The following is a 16,928-nucleotide window of genomic DNA, read 5'->3' as shown; positions in this document are numbered from 1 at the left end:
ATCTAAGTTAGCAGGGTTGCGGGGACGGTTTTGCCTAGCGCTCGATACCGGCAGGCACCGGCGCGGCCGCGATGAGGCGCAGACGCTGCGTGGCCCGGGTCATGGCAACGTAGAGGTCGCCTACCTTGCCGTGCTCGTGGTTGAGCATCGCCGCCGGTTCAAGGACCACCACGCCGTCGAATTCCAGCCCCTTCGCTTCCTTGGGGCTGATGACCACGATGTCCTGTTCGTAGCTGCCTGCTCCGGCACCGATACGGCGTCCGTAGACCTCTTTCAAGGCCGCGGTTGCCTGCGGCAGCAAGGGACCGTCGGCAATGACGGCCAGCAGGCCGCCGTCGATCGCTTCCACCTCCTCGGGCAGGACGTCCACCAGGCGCTGCACAATACCGTCCGGCTCCACGCGGTCAACGATGGGTGACCACTTGCCCTCGCGCACCGCCTTCGGGGCTGAGACCACCAGCCCGGCCCGGTTGGCCATGCGGACGGCAGCTTCTGCGATCTGTGACGGCGTGCGGTAGTTGACCGTCAATTCCTCCAGCGTCCAGCGGTCACCGAACGACGGCGCCAATGCGCTCTGCCACGAATTGGCACCGGCTGCGGCACTCGTCTGGGCGATGTCGCCCACGATGGTGAAGGACTTCAACGGGCAGCGGCGCACCAACAGGCGCCACTGCATGGGTGAGAGCTCCTGGGCCTCGTCAACTACGATGTGGCCGAAGGCCCACGACCTGTCGCTCGTGGCGCGCTCGGCAGCGGTCAACCGGCCTTCGCGCTCTTGGTTTTGCTCCGCGAGCTCTTCGGCCGTGACCAGGACGTCGACGCCCATGGCTTCCATGTTGGCCAGGGTCTGCTTGGCATTGGCAAGGTCACGAGCGCGGTCAGCTTCCTGCTGGGCCAATCCCCTGCCGGCTGCCGGATCCAGCTCGCCCAGAAGTTCGGCGGCCTCATCCAGGAGCGGAACGTCTGCTTCGGTCCACGGCGCGTCGACAGGCCGCTGGAGCAACGAACGCTGTTCGGGCGTCAGGTGCGGCGTGCACGCTTCAAGGATGGCGGGCTTGCTGAAGAGTTCCGAGATGAGCTTCTCCGGCGTCATCGGCATCCAGCACAAGTTCAACGCGATCCGGACGTCCCTGGCAGAGCGAACGTCCTCGGCAAGGTAGGCGCGATCGGCGTTGTTGCCGATGTTCGATTCCTCGACGAGGTCCGTCAGCTGCTCGGTGAGCTCGCGCAGGAGAATCTTGACGAACGTCAGGCGTGCTTCGTTGTGGGGCTTGCCGGTGGCGCGAGCCTTTTCGCGGGCACGGCGCACTTGGCGCACGGTGAGCGTCAGCTTCCGTGAATCGACTTCCAGGATGCGGTCCTCGGCAGGTGTCCGTTGCCGGTTCGCCACAGCGTTGGCCACCACCTTGGCCATGTCGAGCTTGCCCTTGAGGGCATCGACGTCGGCGTTTTCCTCGGGGACGGCGTTGATGCCGGGCATCAGGCGGCCGAGGCTGGCCATGACCACCCCTGTCTCACCGAGGGACGGGAGCACGCGTTCGATGTAGTGCATGAACGACGACGACGGTCCCACCAGCAGGACGCCGGCGCTCTTGAGCCGGTCGCGGTGCGTGTAGAGCAGGTAGGCCGCGCGGTGCAGGGCAACAGCGGTCTTACCCGTACCGGGACCACCTTGAACAACGAGCGCCCCTGAAATGGAGGAACGGATGATCCTGTCTTGTTCGGACTGGATGGTGCCCACGATGTCCGACATCCGGCCCGTACGCTTCGAATTCAGCGCGGCCAGCAGCGCGCCTTCGCCTTGGAGGGAGTCGTTGTCGGCCAGCATCCCCGCGTCCAGGACGTCATCTTCGATCGCCTTGACGTCGCGTCCCTGAAGGATCAAGTGACGACGGCGGCGCACACCTTGGCGGTCGAACGCGGTCGCCTGATAGAAGTGGCCGGCTTCGGGCGCACGCCAGTCGACCATGAGCCGCTGGAGGTCGGCCGTGGACAGGCCGATGCGACCGATGTACTGCGCCTCTCCGGAATCCAGGTCGAGGCGGCCGAAGACCAAGCGGTCGTCGACGGCGTCGAGCTGGGCAAGGCGGTCCTCGTACAGGGCAGCGAACGCGTCACGCTCTGAGACGTTCTGCATGGTTCCCACCGCGCCTGCCTTGCGCACCTGCGCCAGCTGGGCGCGCTTTTCAGCGCGCAGCTCATCGAGCCGGGCGTAAAGCCCGGCAACGTATTCCTGCTCGTGGACCAAATCAGCGTCGTGCATCGAACCGTAACCCCTATCGCAAAAGACAGACCTACCATTCTACAGCGATTTTGGTAAACGCGTGGGGTACAAGTCATACCTCGGACTGCGTCACAGGAAAGTCGTACTGCCGGAGGGGAAAGTTACCCGGATGCAGGCCTTTTTCTGGGCCGGGCCGCCTTGTACCTGGACACAGTCGGGTCATCCTCGATCCAAAAACGCCACGGGTACTCGGTGGTGCCGCCCGGTCCCGCCACTCCAACGCGGGGACCGCTGGCCACTGCCGCCGCCGGAACTGCAGGCAACCACAAGCTGAAGGGTTCCGCGAGCGCGTCACGGCCGGTGTCCGACGTCGTCAGTCCCAGTGCGGAGGCGAGCCTGGCTGGTCCGCTGGCCAGGTCCTTATGTGCTTTCGAGGCCGGTCTTCGGACGGCGGCGAGGCCTTCGCCGTCGACGATTTCTCCCGCCCGCAGGAGCAAAGCCGAGGGTGAACCGTCGGGTCCGCAAACGATGTTGGCGCAATAGTGCATGCCATAGGTGAAGTAGATGTAGAGAAATCCCGGCGGTCCAAACATGGGCGCGTTCCGGGCCGTGGGGCCGCCGAAGGTGTGCGAACCGGGGTCGGGGTGTTCGGAATCCTTGGGACCCATATAGGCCTCGACTTCCGTCAGGCGGACGGAAACCGGGCCCGCTTCCGAGTTGTGGGTCAGTACAGCGCCAAGGATCAGCGGGGCGATCACACGGGGGTCGCCCTCAAGGAAGCTACGCACTTCCACCGGGTCGCTGACACCATTCTCCATGGACGAACTCATGACCAGACCCTAGCAACAACCCCCGTAACGGACATGTCCGATTTCCGCTAGCACCGACCCGGGGCGGCTGGCAGGATGAAGCCATGGACTTCTGGCAGCGCTACCGGGCAATCGACGCCCGCGACACCCGGTTCGACGGTCAATTCTTCACAGCCGTCAGGTCCACCGGCATCTATTGCAGGCCATCATGTCCCGCCCGGACACCCAAGGCCGAGAACGTCACGTTCTATGAAACATCGGCGGCAGCGCACGAGGCCGGCTACCGGGCCTGCAAGCGATGCCTGCCCGAAGCGGTTCCCGGGACGCCCGCGTGGAACCTCCGTTCCGATATCGCCGGCCGCGCCATGCGATTGATCAACGACGGTGTCATAACCCGCGAAGGCGTCGATGGCCTGGCGCACCGTTTGGGGTACTCAGCCCGCCATCTCAACCGCATCCTCAGCGATGAACTGGGCGCGAGCCCGCTCTCCCTTGCACGGGCAAGCAGAGCACAGACGGCCAGGACCCTGTTGGTCTCTACGGACATGCTTTTGGCAGATGTCGCATTCGCTTCCGGGTTCAACAGCGTGCGCCAATTCAACGACACCATCGGTGAAGTGTTCGCCATGACCCCGACGGCGTTGCGCGCCACCGGGGCGAAGACCGGCCTGCGCCGTGGTGCCGGGGTTTCGGAGGCCACGCCCTCGGCGCTGACACTGAACCTGCCCTATAGGGAACCGTTCGACCCCGGAATCTTCGACTTCCTGGCAGTACGCGCAGTTCCCGGCATCGAGTCTGCGGACACCTCGGCGGACGGAACCCGGAGCTACGCACGCACCCTGCGCCTGCCTCGAGGCAACGCATCCTTCTCTGTCTCCTTCAACCCCGAATCCCGTGGAAAGCCCCTGCAACTGACGGTCAACGCCCTGGATCTCCACGACCTCCCCGCACTGTTGAGCCGGGTCCGGAGACTGTTCGACCTCGACGCCGATCCGCAGGCGATCGATGACGCCCTTGCCATAGACCCCCGTCTGTCCGGCAGAATCCCGGCCATTCCCGGTATCCGGGTTCCCGGCGCGGTGGATCCCCAGGAACTACTGATCCGGGCGATGATCGGTCAACAGATCACCGTCGCCGCCGCCCGCACGGCCCTCACGCAGTTATCGGACGCCGGCTCCCCCGCCGGTGTGGGCGGACCGGGTTTGGATCGACTGTTTCCGACGGCGGCAGAACTCGCCGAGCACGGCCGGGCCCTGATCCGGGGACCCCGGCGTCGCATCGACTCCATCGTGTCAGCTGCGGAGGCCATGGCTACCGGGACACTTGATTTCGACTACGGCGACGACGTCGAAAGCCTTGGACGCAAGCTGCTCCCCTTGCCCGGGGTGGGGCCGTGGACCGTGGGATACGTCGCGATGCGCGTGCTCGGCGCTCCGGACATTCTGCTGGCCAACGATGCTGCGGTCCGGAACGGCTTGAAGGTCCTTCCGTCAGGGGCGGGACTCAGTGCCGACTTCCGGGAAGTCAGCCCTTGGCGCTCCTACGCCACCATGCATTTGTGGCGGGCAGCGGCAAAGCCCGTTGCGGTCCGTCCCGCCCGCACGGCAGCCGGCGTCGGCACCCACGCCTAGTGCCGGCGTCGCGCCGTTGAGTCGACTGGGCGTGAGCAAGCGACCGGACCAAACACGCGGAACGTGAGCAAGCGACCGCACCAAACACACGGAACGTGAGCAAGCGACCGGACCAAACACGCGGAACGTGAGCAAGCGACCGCACCAAACACACGGAACGTGAGCAAGCGACCGCACCAAACACACGGAACGTGAGCAAGCGACCGCACCAAACACGCGGAACGTGAGGAAGCGACCGCACCAAACACGCGGAACGTGAAGAAGCGTCGGTGGACTAACGGGCAGCGGGTTGGGCGGCCGGCCAGGGCAGAAGTTCGGGCAGTTCGACGCCGTCGGCGGCCGCAGTTGCCCGGAGGCTGCCGAGGCTCGGTTCGCGACCCGCCAACCACGCTGCGATGTCCGTCAGCATGCCGGTGATCGCAATCGACGTGCCACCGCTGCCGATGCTCAGCTGCGGAAGGCCGGTAGGCTGCAGGACCAGCTTGTATTTCCCGGGCACGCGCGCGGCCAGGAAACCCACGAGGTGTTCGCAGAACGGGCGGCTCCAGGTCTCCGGTCCGAATCCGAGACGCAGGTCCGCGGCATGGATGGCGAGTTCGCGCCACAGCGCCAGGCCGCCGTCGAGGACTGTTCCGTCCCGATAGGCAATCCGGGCTTGCCAGTCGTCAGGACCCAAGGCGTCGAATGCGGCGAGGGCGGAATCCAGCGCAGCGGTGACGGACTCCGTGTGCTGCGCAAGGCTGTGACCGGCGGCCAGTTCAATCGCTTTCGTGCGTCCCTCCATGCCGCCGTCGTACAGTTCGATGGTCTCTCCACGGCGTGCATATTCGAGCTGGCGTGCCATCGCGTCGGCAATGCCCCTGATATGGGCAAGGACGTGTCCGCGGGTCCAACCGGGAAGTTCCGAGGGTTCGGCTACGGACGCGTCGTCCATTTTGGCAAGGAGTCGGGTGACGGTGCCGGCGGCTTTGTGAAGCTCTGCGGGCAGCGTCTCTGGGGTGATCCGGGTCATATCGCCATGCTAACGCAGAGTTAAACGAAGAGCGGGACGGCGCCTTCAGGCACCGTCCCGCTCCCGGCGGACGAGGGTTACAACGCGTAGGAGCGCGCCGCGTCCAGTTCAGCTTCCAAAGCAGCCAGTTGGCGTTCGACGGCGGCCGGTGCGGTTCCGCCTTGCGAGTTGCGGCTGTTGAGGGAACCTTCGGTGCTCAGCACAGAGCGGACCTCGGGCGTCAGGTGCTCCGAAATCGCTGCGTACTCTTCGTCCGTGAGATCCCACAGTTCCACGCCCCGGCCTTCGGCCTGCTTCACCGCTGCCCCGGAGAGCTCGTGCGCCTCGCGGAACGGAACGCCCTGGCGGACCAGCCATTCGGCGATATCGGTCGCCAGCGCAAAGCCCTGGGGTGCCAGTGATTCCATCCGCTCGGTGTTGAACGTGAGCGTGGCGATCATGCCGGACACGGCCGGGAGCAAGAGCTCCAGGGTGTCTGCGGCGTCGAAGACCGGCTCCTTGTCTTCCTGCAGATCGCGGTTGTACGCGAGCGGCAGGCCCTTGAGCGTCGCGAGGAGGCCGGTCAGGTTGCCGATGAGGCGTCCCGCCTTGCCGCGCGCGAGCTCGGCAACATCCGGGTTCTTCTTCTGCGGCATGATCGAGGACCCCGTGGAGTACGAGTCATGCAGCGTGACGAAGGAGAACTCCTTGGTGGCCCAGAAAATGACTTCCTCGGAAATCCGGGACAGGTCAACGCCAATCATGGAGCAAACCCAGGCGAACTCGGCAAAGACATCACGTGAAGCAGTGCCGTCGATCGAGTTGTGCACGGCCGAGAAGAAACCGAGGTCCGCGGCAACAGCCTCAGGATCCAGCCCAAGGGACGAACCAGCCAAGGCACCGGAACCATATGGCGAAACACCGGCGCGCTTGTCCCAGTCCTGGAGCCGCTGCACATCACGCAGCAAAGCCCAGGCATGGGCCAGCAGGTGGTGGCTCAGGAGAACCGGCTGGGCATGCTGCAAGTGGGTACGGCCAGGCATGGCGACACCATGGTGTGCCTTTGCCTGCTCAACGAGGGCATCGATGGTGGCAAGGACACCCTGGGCGATGATCCGGGCGTGGTCCCGCAGGAACATGCGGCCAAGGGTGGCCACTTGGTCGTTGCGTGAACGGCCGGCGCGGAGCTTGCCGCCCAGCTGGGTCCCGGCACGCTCAATCAGTCCGCGTTCCAGTGACCCGTGCACGTCCTCGTCGCTCTCGGCCGGGAGATAGGCGCCGCTCGCGACGTCTTCGTCCAACTGCGTGAGGGCTGCGAGCATGCCTTCGAGCTCGGCGTCGTCCAACAGTCCGGCCTTGGCCAGCACGCGGGCGTGGGCCTTGGAACCGGCGATGTCGTAACGGGCAAGCCGCCAATCAAAGTGGGTGGACTTGCTCAGTGCGGCCAGCGCATCCGCGGGGCCGCCGGCGAACCGGCCGCCCCACAGTGCACCTTCATTTGTCCCTGAACGCTCCCCTACCTCGCTACGCTCGGCCGGGGACCCCTGCGTCCCGGGGCCCTGCTGCGGCGTCACTCGCCTGCGACGCGGAGGTCGCGGCCGGATGCTACCTTCGAGGACATGCCCCACAGCTCGATGAAGCCGCGTGCCATGGACTGGTCGAAGGTGTCGCCGGTGTCGTAGGTGGCGAGGTCGAAGTCGTAAAGCGAGGTCTCGGAGCGACGTCCGTTGACGACTGCCTGGCCGCCGTGGAGGACCATGCGGATGTCACCGGAGACGTACTTCTGGGTGTCCTCGATGAAGGCGTCCAGGGAGCGCTTGAGCGGGGAGAACCACTGTCCGTCGTACACGAGTTCTGCCCAGCGCTGGCCAACGGTGGCCTTGAAGCGGGCCTGCTCGCGCTCGATGGTGATGTCCTCGAGGTGCTTGTGCGCGGTGATCAGCGCCATGGCACCCGGGGCTTCGTAGATTTCGCGGGACTTGATGCCCACAAGGCGGTCCTCGACGACGTCGATGCGGCCAACGCCCTGCGCGCCCGCACGGCGGTTGAGTTCCTGGATGGCCTGCAGCGGGGTGACCTTGACGCCGTCGATGGCTACCGGCACGCCGGCCTGGAAGGAAATGGTGACCTCGTCCGGTGCCGGCGGGAATTCCGGGGTGGCGGTGTAGTCGTAGATGTCCTTGGTGGGAGCGTTCCAGATGTCCTCGAGGTAACCGGTTTCGACGGCGCGTCCCCAGACGTTCTGGTCGATCGAGTACGGGTTCTTCTTGGTGGTCTCGATCGGCAGGCCCTTTTCCTCAGCGAAGGCGATGGCCTTGTCGCGGGTCAGTGCGAGGTCGCGGACGGGTGCGATGCACTTCAGGTCCGGGCCGAGGGTCTGGATGCCGACTTCGAAGCGGACCTGGTCGTTGCCCTTGCCGGTGCAGCCGTGGGCAACGGTGGTGGCGCCGAATTCGCGGGCAGCCTTCACCAGGTGCTTCACGATGACCGGACGGGAGATCGCCGAAACCAGCGGGTAGTGTCCCTGGTAGAGCGCGTTGGCCTTCAGCGTCGGCATGGCGTACTCGTTGGCGAACTCGTCGCGGGCGTCCGCGACGTAGGCCTCGACGGCGCCGCAGCCGAGGGCGCGCTGGCGGATGGTCTCCAGGGACTCGCCACCCTGTCCGACGTCAACGGCCACGGCGATGACCTCGGCACCGGTGGCTTCACCGATCCAGCCGATGGCTACGGACGTATCAAGGCCACCGGAGTAGGCCAGAACAATGCGCTCAGTCACGAGAGTGCTCCTTTGTTGTTGCTTGGTTCATTCGAATCAAATGCTGTGTGAATCAGTGCGGTGTAAAGCAGTTAGTTGCCGGGGCCGGCTTCCTCGGCCATCCGCAGGAATCTGGCCGCTAGCTCTGCCCCGCCATCGGGATCCCGTGCGACCAGCAGCAAAGTATCGTCGCCTGCGATCGTACCCAATACCGACGGCATCACGGAGTGGTCAACGGCCAGTGCCAGGAAGTTCGCTGCCCCCGGCGGGGTGCGGAGCACCACGATGTTGCCCGATGCCTCGGCGGTTACCAGGAGTTCGCCGCAGAGCCGGGTCAGCCGCGCGTCGAGAATTTCCTGGGTGACCCCGCTCTTGGCGTTGCGGTCGCCGCCCTCCCCCGGCACGGCGTAGACCAATGCTCCATCCTTGCCGCGGACGCGCACCGCGCCCAGTTCCACGAGGTCGCGGGACAGTGTGGCCTGGGTGACCTGCACGCCGTCGTCCGCGAGCAGGGCTGCAAGCTCTGCTTGGGAGCGCACGGACTCACCCGTCAGGATCGCAGTGATGCGGGCCTGCCGGGCGGTCTTGGTGGCCGGGCTTGCGCCCGGCACGGACGGGTTGGCGGACACTAGAACGTGCTCTCCCCAGTACCTTCGACGGGAGAAAGGCCCTCAACGAACGCAAGTCCGGAGCGGTGCATCAGCCAGGCCATGAGGGCCTTCTGGGCGTGGAGCCGGTTCTCTGCCTCATCCCAGACGATGGACTGCGGTCCGTCAATGACGCCGGCCGAAATCTCGTAACCGCGGTATGCCGGGAGGCAGTGGAGGACGACGGCGTCCGGCGCGGCCTGCGCCATGGCAGCCTCGTCCACGGAGTAGTCGCGGAACAGTTGCAGGCGTGCTTCCTTCTCCGCTTCCTGGCCCATGGACACCCAGGTGTCCGTTGCCACGACATCTGCACCTTTGAGGGCTTCGGCGGCATCGCTGGTGATCAGGACGGAACCACCGGTTTCAGCGGCGCGCTCTTCCGCGGCCGCGACGATTTCCGGTGCCGGGAGGTAGCCTTCGGGACCGGAGATGCGGACGTGCATTCCCGCGGTAACTCCCGCCAGGAGGTAGGAGTTGGCCATGTTGTTCGCAGCATCACCCAAGTAGGCCATGGTCAATCCTGCGAGCTCCCCCTTGTGTTCCTTGACGGCCAGGAGGTCGGCAAGGAGCTGGCACGGGTGGTAGTCGTCGCACAGGGCGTTGATGACGGGGACCTTGGAGTTTTCCGCCATGGCCACCAGGCCCGAGTGGGCTCCGGTGCGCCACACAATGGTGGAGACCATGCGCTCCAGGACCTTCGCGGTGTCCTCCACGGATTCCTTGTGACCGATCTGCGCTTCACCGGGATTGATGATCAAGGCGTTGCCACCCATGTCGGCGATGCCCGTGGCGAAGGAGACACGTGTCCGGGTGGACGTCTTGTCGAAGATCACCGCGACCGTCTTCCGGCCGTTGCCTTCCCCGGCGAAGGGCTGCACGCTGTACGGCGCGGCCTTCATCCGGGCTGCGAGTTCCAGAACCTCGGCCTGCTCAGCCGGGCTCAGGTCGGTGTCTTTGAGGAAGTGACGGGTGGAAATGCTCACTTGTTGTCCTTGGAAGTCGTGGCCTTGGCCGTGGAGATCAATGCCGGCAGGGCGGTCAGGAACCGGTCTGCCTGTTCGATGGTCAGGATCAGCGGGGGCGCCAGGCGGATGGTCCGCGGGCCGGGGCTGTTGATAATGAATCCGGCATCCAGGGCCGCTGTCACCATGGCCGGTGCTACGTCGGCGTCCACGTCAAAGCCGATGAGAAGGCCTTCTCCGCGGACTTCGGTCACAGCCTCATGTGCGGCGAGGCCGTCGCGCAGGTGCGCTCCAACAGCGAGCACATTCTGCAGGACACCCTGGCTTTCGATCGCGTGAAGCGTGGCAAGCGCGGCGGCGGTGGGCACGGGGTTTCCGCCGAAAGTGGTGCCGTGCTGCCCGGCGGTGAGCAGAGCCGACGTCGTACTGCCGAACGTGACCAGAGCTCCTACGGGGAAGCCGCCACCGAGTCCCTTGGCGAGGGTCACGGCGTCGGGCACGATGCCCGCGTCTTCGCTTGCCAACCATTTGCCGGTGCGGCCGATGCCTGTTTGGACTTCGTCCAGGATCAGCAGCGCGCCCGCGGCGCTGGTGGCCTCACGGGCAGCCCGCAGGTATTCGGTACTGAGGGGCCGGACGCCTGCTTCGCCCTGGATCGGTTCCAGGAATACGGCCGCGGTGGAATCATCGACGGCGGCGCGCAAGGCGTCGATGTCGTTGAACGGGATGTGGACCACGCCACCGGGCAGTGGCTCGAAGGGCGCACGGTAGGCTTCTTTGGCAGTGAGCGCCAAAGCACCCATGGTGCGGCCGTGGAAGGCGCCTTCAAGGGCAATGATCTTGGTGCGCTTGCCGTCGGCGTTGTTCCGCCGCGCGAGCTTGAAGGCCGCCTCGTTCGCTTCCGTGCCGGAGTTCGCGAAGAACACCTTGGACCCGGCCGGTGCCTTGCTCAGGGACAGCAGCTTCTCGGCAAGGGCAATCTGGGTGGGGCTGGTGAAGAAGTTGGAGACATGGCCCAGCGTGGCCAACTGGCTGGAAATCACCGAGGTGACGAACGGGTGGGCGTGGCCCAGCGCGTTCACGGCGATACCGCCCAGGAGGTCCAGGTATTCCTTGCCGTCGGCGTCCCACACAAGGCAGCCGGCGCCACGGACAAGAACCCGCTGCGGGGTCCCGAAGACACCCATGAGCGACGACGAGTACCGGGCAAGCCAGTCCGCGCCATTACTCACTCCAGTAATGACGGAAGCTTTGGCGTCCGATCCGGCGATGGACCCCCGGGTGTGGTCGGGCACCGCGAAGCGGGCGGGGGGTCCATCGCCGGTCGGGCTGAGGCCAACAGTTTCGCTCATGCGTTCACTTCCTCGTCGGGGACAACTTGGGTGCCGATGCCCGCCGTCGTGAAGGTTTCCAGCAGCATCGAGTGCGGCAGGCGGCCGTCGACGATGTGTGCGCGTTCCACGCCTTCGTCGATGGCCTTCAGGCACGCGGCCATCTTCGGGATCATTCCGGACTCGAGGCGGGGCAGCATTTCACGGAGTTCGGAGGCCGTCAGGGAGGAGATCAGCGAGGACTTGTCCGGCCAGTTGGCGTAGAGGCCTTCGACGTCGGTGAGGATGACCAGCTTGGTTGCGCCCAAGGCTGACGCTACCGCGGCTGCGGCGGTGTCCGCGTTGACGTTGAGGACCTGCCCTGTGGTCTGGAAACCGTTGCCTTCCTCAGTGATCTCGGGGGCGACCGTAGAAATCACGGGGATGCGGCCGGCGTCGAGGATGTCCGTGATACCAGCGGGGTCCACGCCGACGACTTCGCCCACCAGGCCGAGGTCTACTTCCTCGCCGTCCACCACGGTGCCGGTCCGGACGGCGCGCAGCAGTCCACCGTCTTCGCCGGACATGCCCACCGCGTACGGTCCGTGGGAGTTGATGAGGCCAACGAGTTCGCGTCCTACCTGGCCCGTGAGGACCATGCGGACAACGTCCATGGCTTCGGGGGTGGTGACGCGCAGGCCGCCTTTGAACTCGGACTCGATGCCGAGCCGGCCCAGCATTGAGTTGATCTGGGGACCTCCGCCGTGGACCACCACCGGGTGGATACCTACGTGGTGGAGGAACACGATGTCCTCGGCGAAGGCACGCCGAAGGTCATCGTTGACCATGGCGTTTCCGCCGTACTTGATCACCATGGTGGTGCCGGCGAAACGCTGGATCCAAGGCAAAGCCTCGATCAGCGTGCCAGCCTTGTCCTGTGCTGATTCGGCCGAGACGTAGCCCGGTGCAGTCTTCTCGCGGGTGTGCGCAGTCATCGTCATTCCGCTCAGCTCGAGTAGGCGCTGTTCTCGTGCACGTAGTCGTGCGTGAGGTCGTTGGTCCAAATAGTCGCTTCGGCGTCGCCGGCCTGGAGATCAATTTCCACGAGCACTTCGCGCGGTTCGAGGTCCACCAGGTTCCGGTCATCACCGATCGCACCGTTGCGGCAGATCTGGATGCCGTTCATGGCGACGTTGAGCTGGTCCGCTTCGAACACAGCGTCGGTGGTTCCTACGGCGGACAGCACGCGGCCCCAGTTGGGGTCTTTGCCGAAGATGGCCGCTTTGAAGAGGTTGGAGCGGGCCACGGAGCGGCTGACGGTTTCAGCGTCACGTTCGCTGGCGGCATTGAAGGTGCGGATGGCGATGTCGTGGCTGGCACCTTCGGCGTCGCCGATCAGCTTGCGGGCAAGCTCAGCGCAGACGGCGGTTACCGCTTCGCTGAGTTGCTCTGCCGACGGCAGGGCCTCGGAAGCACCTGAAGCGAGCAGCACCACGGTGTCGTTCGTGGACATGCAGCCATCCGAGTCTGCACGGTCGAACGTGACGCGCGTGGCGTCCCGGAGCACTACGTCGAGCTCGTTCGCCGGTACTTCAGCGTCGGTGGTAAGGACCACCAGCATGGTGGCCAGGCCTGGTGCCAGCATCCCCGCACCCTTGGCGATACCGCCGACGGTGAACGGCTTGCCTTCTGCATCCTTACCCGCGAAGACAGCTTCCTTGGAGACGCTGTCCGTGGTCATGATGGCGGTTGCCGCGGCTGCGCCACCGTCCTCGGAGAGCTCCTTGGCGGCGGCTTCGACACCCGGGATGATCTTGTCCATGGGCAGCTGCTCGCCGATCAGCCCGGTGGAGCACACCACGACGTCGGAAGCTGAGATTCCCAGCACCGCCGCCACTTTCTCAGCGGTTGCGTGGGTGTTCTGGAAGCCCTGCGGGCCGGTGCAGGCGTTGGCGCCGCCGGAGTTCAGCACTACGGCATCCACGCGGCCATCGCTGACAACTTGGCGGGACCAGTGAACAGGGGCAGCTGCCACGCGGTTGGAGGTGAAAACCGCGGCGGCCGCCTTGGACGGACCATCGTTGACGACGAGTGCCAGATCCGGCTTGCCTGAGGCCTTGATGCCGGCTGTGATGCCGGCGGCCCGGAATCCCTTGGGTGCGGTAATGGTCACGGTGCAACTCCCTGCAGGTTCAGGCCGGCTGTTTCGTCCAGGCCGAGGGCAATGTTCATGGACTGCACGGCTCCGCCGGCTGTCCCCTTGGTGAGGTTGTCGATGGCGCAGGTGACGATGACACGGCCGGTGTGCTGGTCGAACGCCAGCTGCATGACGGCATGGTTGGAACCCTGCACCGACTTGGTGGTTGGCCACTGGCCCTCGGGCAGCAGGTGCACGAACGGTTCGTCGTCGTAGGCATCAGCCCACGCCTGGCGAAGCTCTGCTTCAGTGACACTGCGACCATCCTGCAGCCGCACTTTCGCTGTAGCAGTGGTGAGGATGCCGCGGCTCATCGGAGCGAGCGTAGGGGTGAACGACACTGTCACGGATTCCCCTGCTGCATTGGACAGTCCCTGTTCGATCTCAGGCGTGTGGCGATGACCGCCACCCACGCCGTAGGGGCTCATGGAACCCATGACCTCCGAGCCGATCAGGTTGACCTTGGCCGCTTTGCCGGCACCCGAGGTGCCTGAGGCGGAAACAATCACGACGTCGTCCGGCTGGAGGAGATTGTTGGCGAACCCTGGCGTCAAGGCCAGCAGGGCCGACGTCGGATAGCAGCCAGGCACGGCGATCCGGGTTGCGCCCTTGAGAACCTCGCGCTGGCCCGGCAGTTCGGGCAGGCCGTACGGCCAGGTGCCCGCATGTTCGGAGCCGTAAAACCTCTCCCACGCTGAGGCGTCCTGCAAGCGGTGGTCCGCGCCGGCGTCGATGACTACAGTGCCTTCCGGCAACTGTGCCGCGATCCCGGCAGAAGTGCCGTGCGGCAGGGCCAGGAACACAACGTCATGGCCGGAGAGGTTCTCCACCGTGGTGTCTTCCAGTATCCGGCTGGCCAAACCGTGGAGATGTGGCTGCAACTCCCCTAGTCTGGAACCGGCGTTGCTGTGTGCGGTAATGGCACCGATGGTGACGTTCGGATGGCCCGCAAGCAAGCGCAGCACTTCTCCCCCGGCGTAGCCGCTGGCACCGGAGACGGCAACAGAAATAGTCATAACTCCACTATACAGCAAGAATATTCATGCTGTCCGATATTTATGCATGCCCAATGTGAGCTGTCACATTTGTTAGGACATTGCGCGTATGCTTAGTGGAGGGTGATCCAGACCGTGCAGTCCGAACGTCGGCTGCAGCGTTGCCCGTTAGCGATACGGGGCACATATATGGCACCCACGTCCACCGCTGAGCGCCCCAAAGCACGCGCAATTCAGCCAAATCCCGTCGTTCAGAGCTACTCAGAGCTCCTCAAGACCGTCAAATCCGCAGGGCTCCTTGAGCGCCGCAGCGGCTTCTACATCTGGGTTTTCGTAGCCCTGATACTGCTCATGGCCGGCACCTGGCTCGGCTTCGCCCTCTTGGGTGAGTCCTGGTACCAACTCCTCATCGCCGCCGCAGTCGGTATTCTCTGCACGCAGCTCAGCTTCCTGGCCCATGAGGCCGGACACAAGCAGATCTTCGCTTCACGCCGCGCCAACGATTGGTCAGCCCGTCTCCTGGCCACAGGCATTGCCGGCATCAGCTACTCCTGGTGGGAACAGAAACACGGCGCCCACCACAACCACCCCAACGTCATTTCCAAGGACCCCGACATCCGGAACAACGCCTTGGTCTTCTACGAGGATGCAGCGGCAGAACGCAAGGGCCGCCTGGCGTTCCTCACCAAGAAGCAGGGGTGGTTCTTCTTCCCCCTCCTGACGTTGCTTGGCCTGAGCCTTCAGTTCGACTCTCTTCGTTTCGTGCTCGGCAAGCAGAACGTACGTCACCGCTGGGTAGAGGCACCCATCCTGCTGGCAAGACTCACGGCCCTTCCCGTACTGGCTTTCACCTTCCTGCCCATCGGGATGGCTTTTGCCTTCCTCGGTGTCCAGATCATGGTCTACGGCTTCTACATGGGAGCTTCGTTTGCGCCGAACCACAAGGGCATGCCCGTCCTCCCCAAGGACAGCCGCGTGGACTTCCTCAACCGTCAGATCCTGACCTCGCGCAACATCTCCGGCGGCATCTTCATGGACTTCCTCCTGGGCGGACTCAACCGGCAGGTGGAGCACCACTTGTTCCCGGACATGGCCCGCCCCCACTTGTACAAGGCCACAAAGATCGTCCGCGAATTCTGCGCCAAGCATTCGATCTCCTACACCGAAACCACGCTGATGCAGTCCTACGGCATCGTGGTCCGGTACCTGAACGAAGTCGGCCTGGCAGCGGGCCGCGGATTCGATTGCCCCGTGGCATCGACGCACGGACGCTTCTAGGCGTTCGACACGGGAGGCCCCAACCTCCCTAGGATGGGTTCTGGAACCGGGCACCGGAAGGTCCGCCCCGGAGTAAGGAGCCACCATGACGCACGCAATCGTTGCACAGCAGCCCGGAGGACCGGAGGTCCTCGAGTTCGCTTCCGTCGAAGTACCGGCACCGGGCCCCGGGCAGCTGCTGATCAAAGTCGCAGCTGCCGGGGTCAACTTCATCGAGACCTACCAGCGCAATGGCACCTACAAGGTGGACTACCCCTTCACCCCCGGCGCCGAAGCAGCCGGCGTCGTGGAGGCAGTAGGCGAGGGCGTTGAAGAGTTTGCCATCGGCGACCGCATTGCCACGGCCGAAGGAACCAGGACCTACGCGGAGTACTCCCTGGTGGACGCCGCCAGGGCGCTCCCGGTTCCTGCCGGCGTCGATGACCACACCGCCGCCGCCCTGCCGCTGCAGGGAATAACGGCCCACTACCTGATGAACTCCTCTTTCCGGGTTGAGCCCGGCCACACGGTGCTTCTGCACGCCGGAGCCGGCGGAGTAGGCCTGCTGTTGACCCAACTGCTGAAGGCCCGCGGGGCCCGGGTCATCACCACCGTGTCCTCCGACGAGAAGGCCGATCTGTCCACTCTCGCCGGGGCTGATGACGTCCTGCGCTATGAGGGCTTCGCCGACAAGGTCCGTGAACTCACCGACGGCGAGGGCGTCAACGTCGTCTACGACGGCGTTGGCAAGGACACCTTCGATGACTCTCTGAGAAGCCTGCGGATCCGTGGGGCCATGGTGCTGTTCGGCGCAGCCTCGGGACCGGTGCCGCCGTTTGATCCACAGCGGTTGAACGCGGCAGGCTCGTTGACACTCACCAGGCCCACCATGGCGCACTTTGTACAGAATGCCCAGGAACGCCGGTGGCGCTCGGCCGAAATTTTCGACGCCGCAGCCAACGGCACTCTTGCTGTCAGGGTCGGCGCCACGTACCCCCTGGCCGAAGCGGCCCAGGCCCACAGGGACCTGGAGGGACGCCGGACCACCGGCAAGGTCCTGCTGGTCCCGTGACGGCCGGCTTGTCCCATGACGACCGGCTTGTCCTGTGACGACCGGCTTGTCCCGTAGGGGCAGCGCCCGGCCCCAAAC

General features: G+C 65.1%; 14 protein-coding genes. 3 read left to right on the top strand and 11 right to left on the bottom strand.

Features of this window, described 5'->3' with window-relative positions:
• Positions 1 to 34 precede the first annotated feature (34 nt).
• Together JMY29_RS07800 and JMY29_RS07795 are read right to left on the bottom strand one after the other, a co-directional pair.
• Positions 35 to 2,263: an ATP-binding domain-containing protein gene (locus JMY29_RS07800; RefSeq protein WP_189075774.1), complete on the bottom strand. Its 2,229-nt coding sequence runs from the start codon at positions 2,261 to 2,263 to the stop codon at positions 35 to 37.
• A gap of 122 nt (positions 2,264 to 2,385) precedes the next feature.
• The gene (locus tag JMY29_RS07795) at positions 2,386 to 3,042 is read right to left on the bottom strand and encodes a DNA-3-methyladenine glycosylase (protein WP_189076075.1); all 657 of its coding nucleotides are present in this window, start codon (positions 3,040 to 3,042) and stop codon (positions 2,386 to 2,388) included.
• Positions 3,043 to 3,137: 95 nt separating this feature from the next.
• On the opposite strand from JMY29_RS07795, the gene JMY29_RS07790 reads away from it, so the two are divergent.
• On the top strand, positions 3,138 to 4,664 hold the full coding sequence (locus JMY29_RS07790) for a DNA-3-methyladenine glycosylase 2 family protein (protein ID WP_189075775.1): 1,527 nt from the start codon (positions 3,138 to 3,140) through the stop codon (positions 4,662 to 4,664).
• Positions 4,665 to 4,938: 274 nt separating this feature from the next.
• Here the strand turns inward: JMY29_RS07790 and JMY29_RS07785 are convergent, their stop codons facing one another.
• The 9 genes from JMY29_RS07785 to argC form a co-directional block, all read right to left on the bottom strand.
• Positions 4,939 to 5,676, bottom strand: a complete 738-nt coding sequence (locus JMY29_RS07785) for a maleylpyruvate isomerase family mycothiol-dependent enzyme (protein WP_189075776.1) — start codon at positions 5,674 to 5,676, stop codon at positions 4,939 to 4,941.
• 77 nt (positions 5,677 to 5,753) lie between these two features.
• Positions 5,754 to 7,229 carry an argininosuccinate lyase gene (gene argH / locus JMY29_RS07780; protein WP_189075777.1) on the bottom strand — a complete coding sequence of 492 codons (1,476 nt, stop codon included), beginning with the start codon at positions 7,227 to 7,229 and terminating at the stop codon, positions 5,754 to 5,756.
• Entirely contained in the window at positions 7,226 to 8,431 is a 1,206-nt protein-coding gene (locus tag JMY29_RS07775) for an argininosuccinate synthase (RefSeq protein WP_018779118.1), read from the bottom strand. Before JMY29_RS07775 ends, argH begins: the two co-directional genes overlap by 4 nt.
• Before the next feature lie 71 nt (positions 8,432 to 8,502).
• Positions 8,503 to 9,039, bottom strand: coding sequence for an arginine repressor (locus tag JMY29_RS07770; protein ID WP_039240660.1), 537 nt, complete (start codon positions 9,037 to 9,039; stop codon positions 8,503 to 8,505).
• Positions 9,039 to 10,040 carry an ornithine carbamoyltransferase gene (gene argF / locus JMY29_RS07765; RefSeq protein ID WP_018779116.1) on the bottom strand — a complete coding sequence of 334 codons (1,002 nt, stop codon included), beginning with the start codon at positions 10,038 to 10,040 and terminating at the stop codon, positions 9,039 to 9,041. The genes JMY29_RS07770 and argF overlap by 1 nt, the downstream gene beginning before the upstream one ends.
• Positions 10,037 to 11,371, bottom strand: a complete 1,335-nt coding sequence (locus JMY29_RS07760) for an acetylornithine transaminase (protein WP_237567111.1) — start codon at positions 11,369 to 11,371, stop codon at positions 10,037 to 10,039. Before JMY29_RS07760 ends, argF begins: the two co-directional genes overlap by 4 nt.
• A complete protein-coding gene (argB, locus tag JMY29_RS07755; protein WP_018779114.1) occupies positions 11,368 to 12,324 on the bottom strand; it encodes an acetylglutamate kinase in 957 nt (318 codons plus the stop codon). The genes JMY29_RS07760 and argB overlap by 4 nt, the downstream gene beginning before the upstream one ends.
• 11 nt (positions 12,325 to 12,335) lie before the next feature.
• Positions 12,336 to 13,502: a bifunctional glutamate N-acetyltransferase/amino-acid acetyltransferase ArgJ gene (argJ, locus tag JMY29_RS07750; RefSeq protein WP_039240658.1), complete on the bottom strand. Its 1,167-nt coding sequence runs from the start codon at positions 13,500 to 13,502 to the stop codon at positions 12,336 to 12,338.
• Positions 13,499 to 14,542: an N-acetyl-gamma-glutamyl-phosphate reductase gene (gene argC, locus JMY29_RS07745; protein ID WP_189075778.1), complete on the bottom strand. Its 1,044-nt coding sequence runs from the start codon at positions 14,540 to 14,542 to the stop codon at positions 13,499 to 13,501. Before argC ends, argJ begins: the two co-directional genes overlap by 4 nt.
• 168 nt (positions 14,543 to 14,710) lie before the next feature.
• On the opposite strand from argC, the gene JMY29_RS07740 reads away from it, so the two are divergent.
• Together JMY29_RS07740 and JMY29_RS07735 are read left to right on the top strand one after the other, a co-directional pair.
• Positions 14,711 to 15,799 carry a fatty acid desaturase family protein gene (locus tag JMY29_RS07740; protein ID WP_018779111.1) on the top strand — a complete coding sequence of 363 codons (1,089 nt, stop codon included), beginning with the start codon at positions 14,711 to 14,713 and terminating at the stop codon, positions 15,797 to 15,799.
• An 85-nt stretch (positions 15,800 to 15,884) separates the two neighbouring features.
• A complete protein-coding gene (locus JMY29_RS07735) occupies positions 15,885 to 16,850 on the top strand; it encodes a quinone oxidoreductase family protein (protein WP_189075779.1) in 966 nt (321 codons plus the stop codon).
• The last annotated feature ends 78 nt before the right edge of the window (positions 16,851 to 16,928 follow it).

This window comes from Paenarthrobacter nicotinovorans, assembly GCF_021919345.1.
GTDB classification, from domain to species: Bacteria; Actinomycetota; Actinomycetes; order Actinomycetales; family Micrococcaceae; genus Arthrobacter; species Arthrobacter nicotinovorans.
The sequence above is the reverse complement of the archived record's forward strand: the minus strand, read 5'-3'. Positions and strand labels throughout refer to the sequence as shown.

Bases quoted from the DNA above. Each gene is read 5' to 3' on its own strand.
- JMY29_RS07800 (WP_189075774.1), bottom strand. From the start codon at position 2,263: ATGCACGACGCTGATTTGGTCCACGAGCAGGAATACGTTGCCGGGCTT.
- JMY29_RS07735 (WP_189075779.1), top strand. From the start codon at position 15,885: ATGACGCACGCAATCGTTGCACAGCAGCCCGGAGGACCGGAGGTCCTC.
- JMY29_RS07795 (WP_189076075.1), bottom strand. From the start codon at position 3,042: ATGGAGAATGGTGTCAGCGACCCGGTGGAAGTGCGTAGCTTCCTTGAG.
- argC (WP_189075778.1), bottom strand. From the start codon at position 14,542: ATGACTATTTCTGTTGCCGTCTCCGGTGCCAGCGGCTACGCCGGGGGA.
- JMY29_RS07790 (WP_189075775.1), top strand. From the start codon at position 3,138: ATGGACTTCTGGCAGCGCTACCGGGCAATCGACGCCCGCGACACCCGG.
- JMY29_RS07760 (WP_237567111.1), bottom strand. From the start codon at position 11,371: ATGAGCGAAACTGTTGGCCTCAGCCCGACCGGCGATGGACCCCCCGCC.
- JMY29_RS07785 (WP_189075776.1), bottom strand. From the start codon at position 5,676: ATGACCCGGATCACCCCAGAGACGCTGCCCGCAGAGCTTCACAAAGCC.
- JMY29_RS07740 (WP_018779111.1), top strand. From the start codon at position 14,711: ATGGCACCCACGTCCACCGCTGAGCGCCCCAAAGCACGCGCAATTCAG.
- argB (WP_018779114.1), bottom strand. From the start codon at position 12,324: ATGACTGCGCACACCCGCGAGAAGACTGCACCGGGCTACGTCTCGGCC.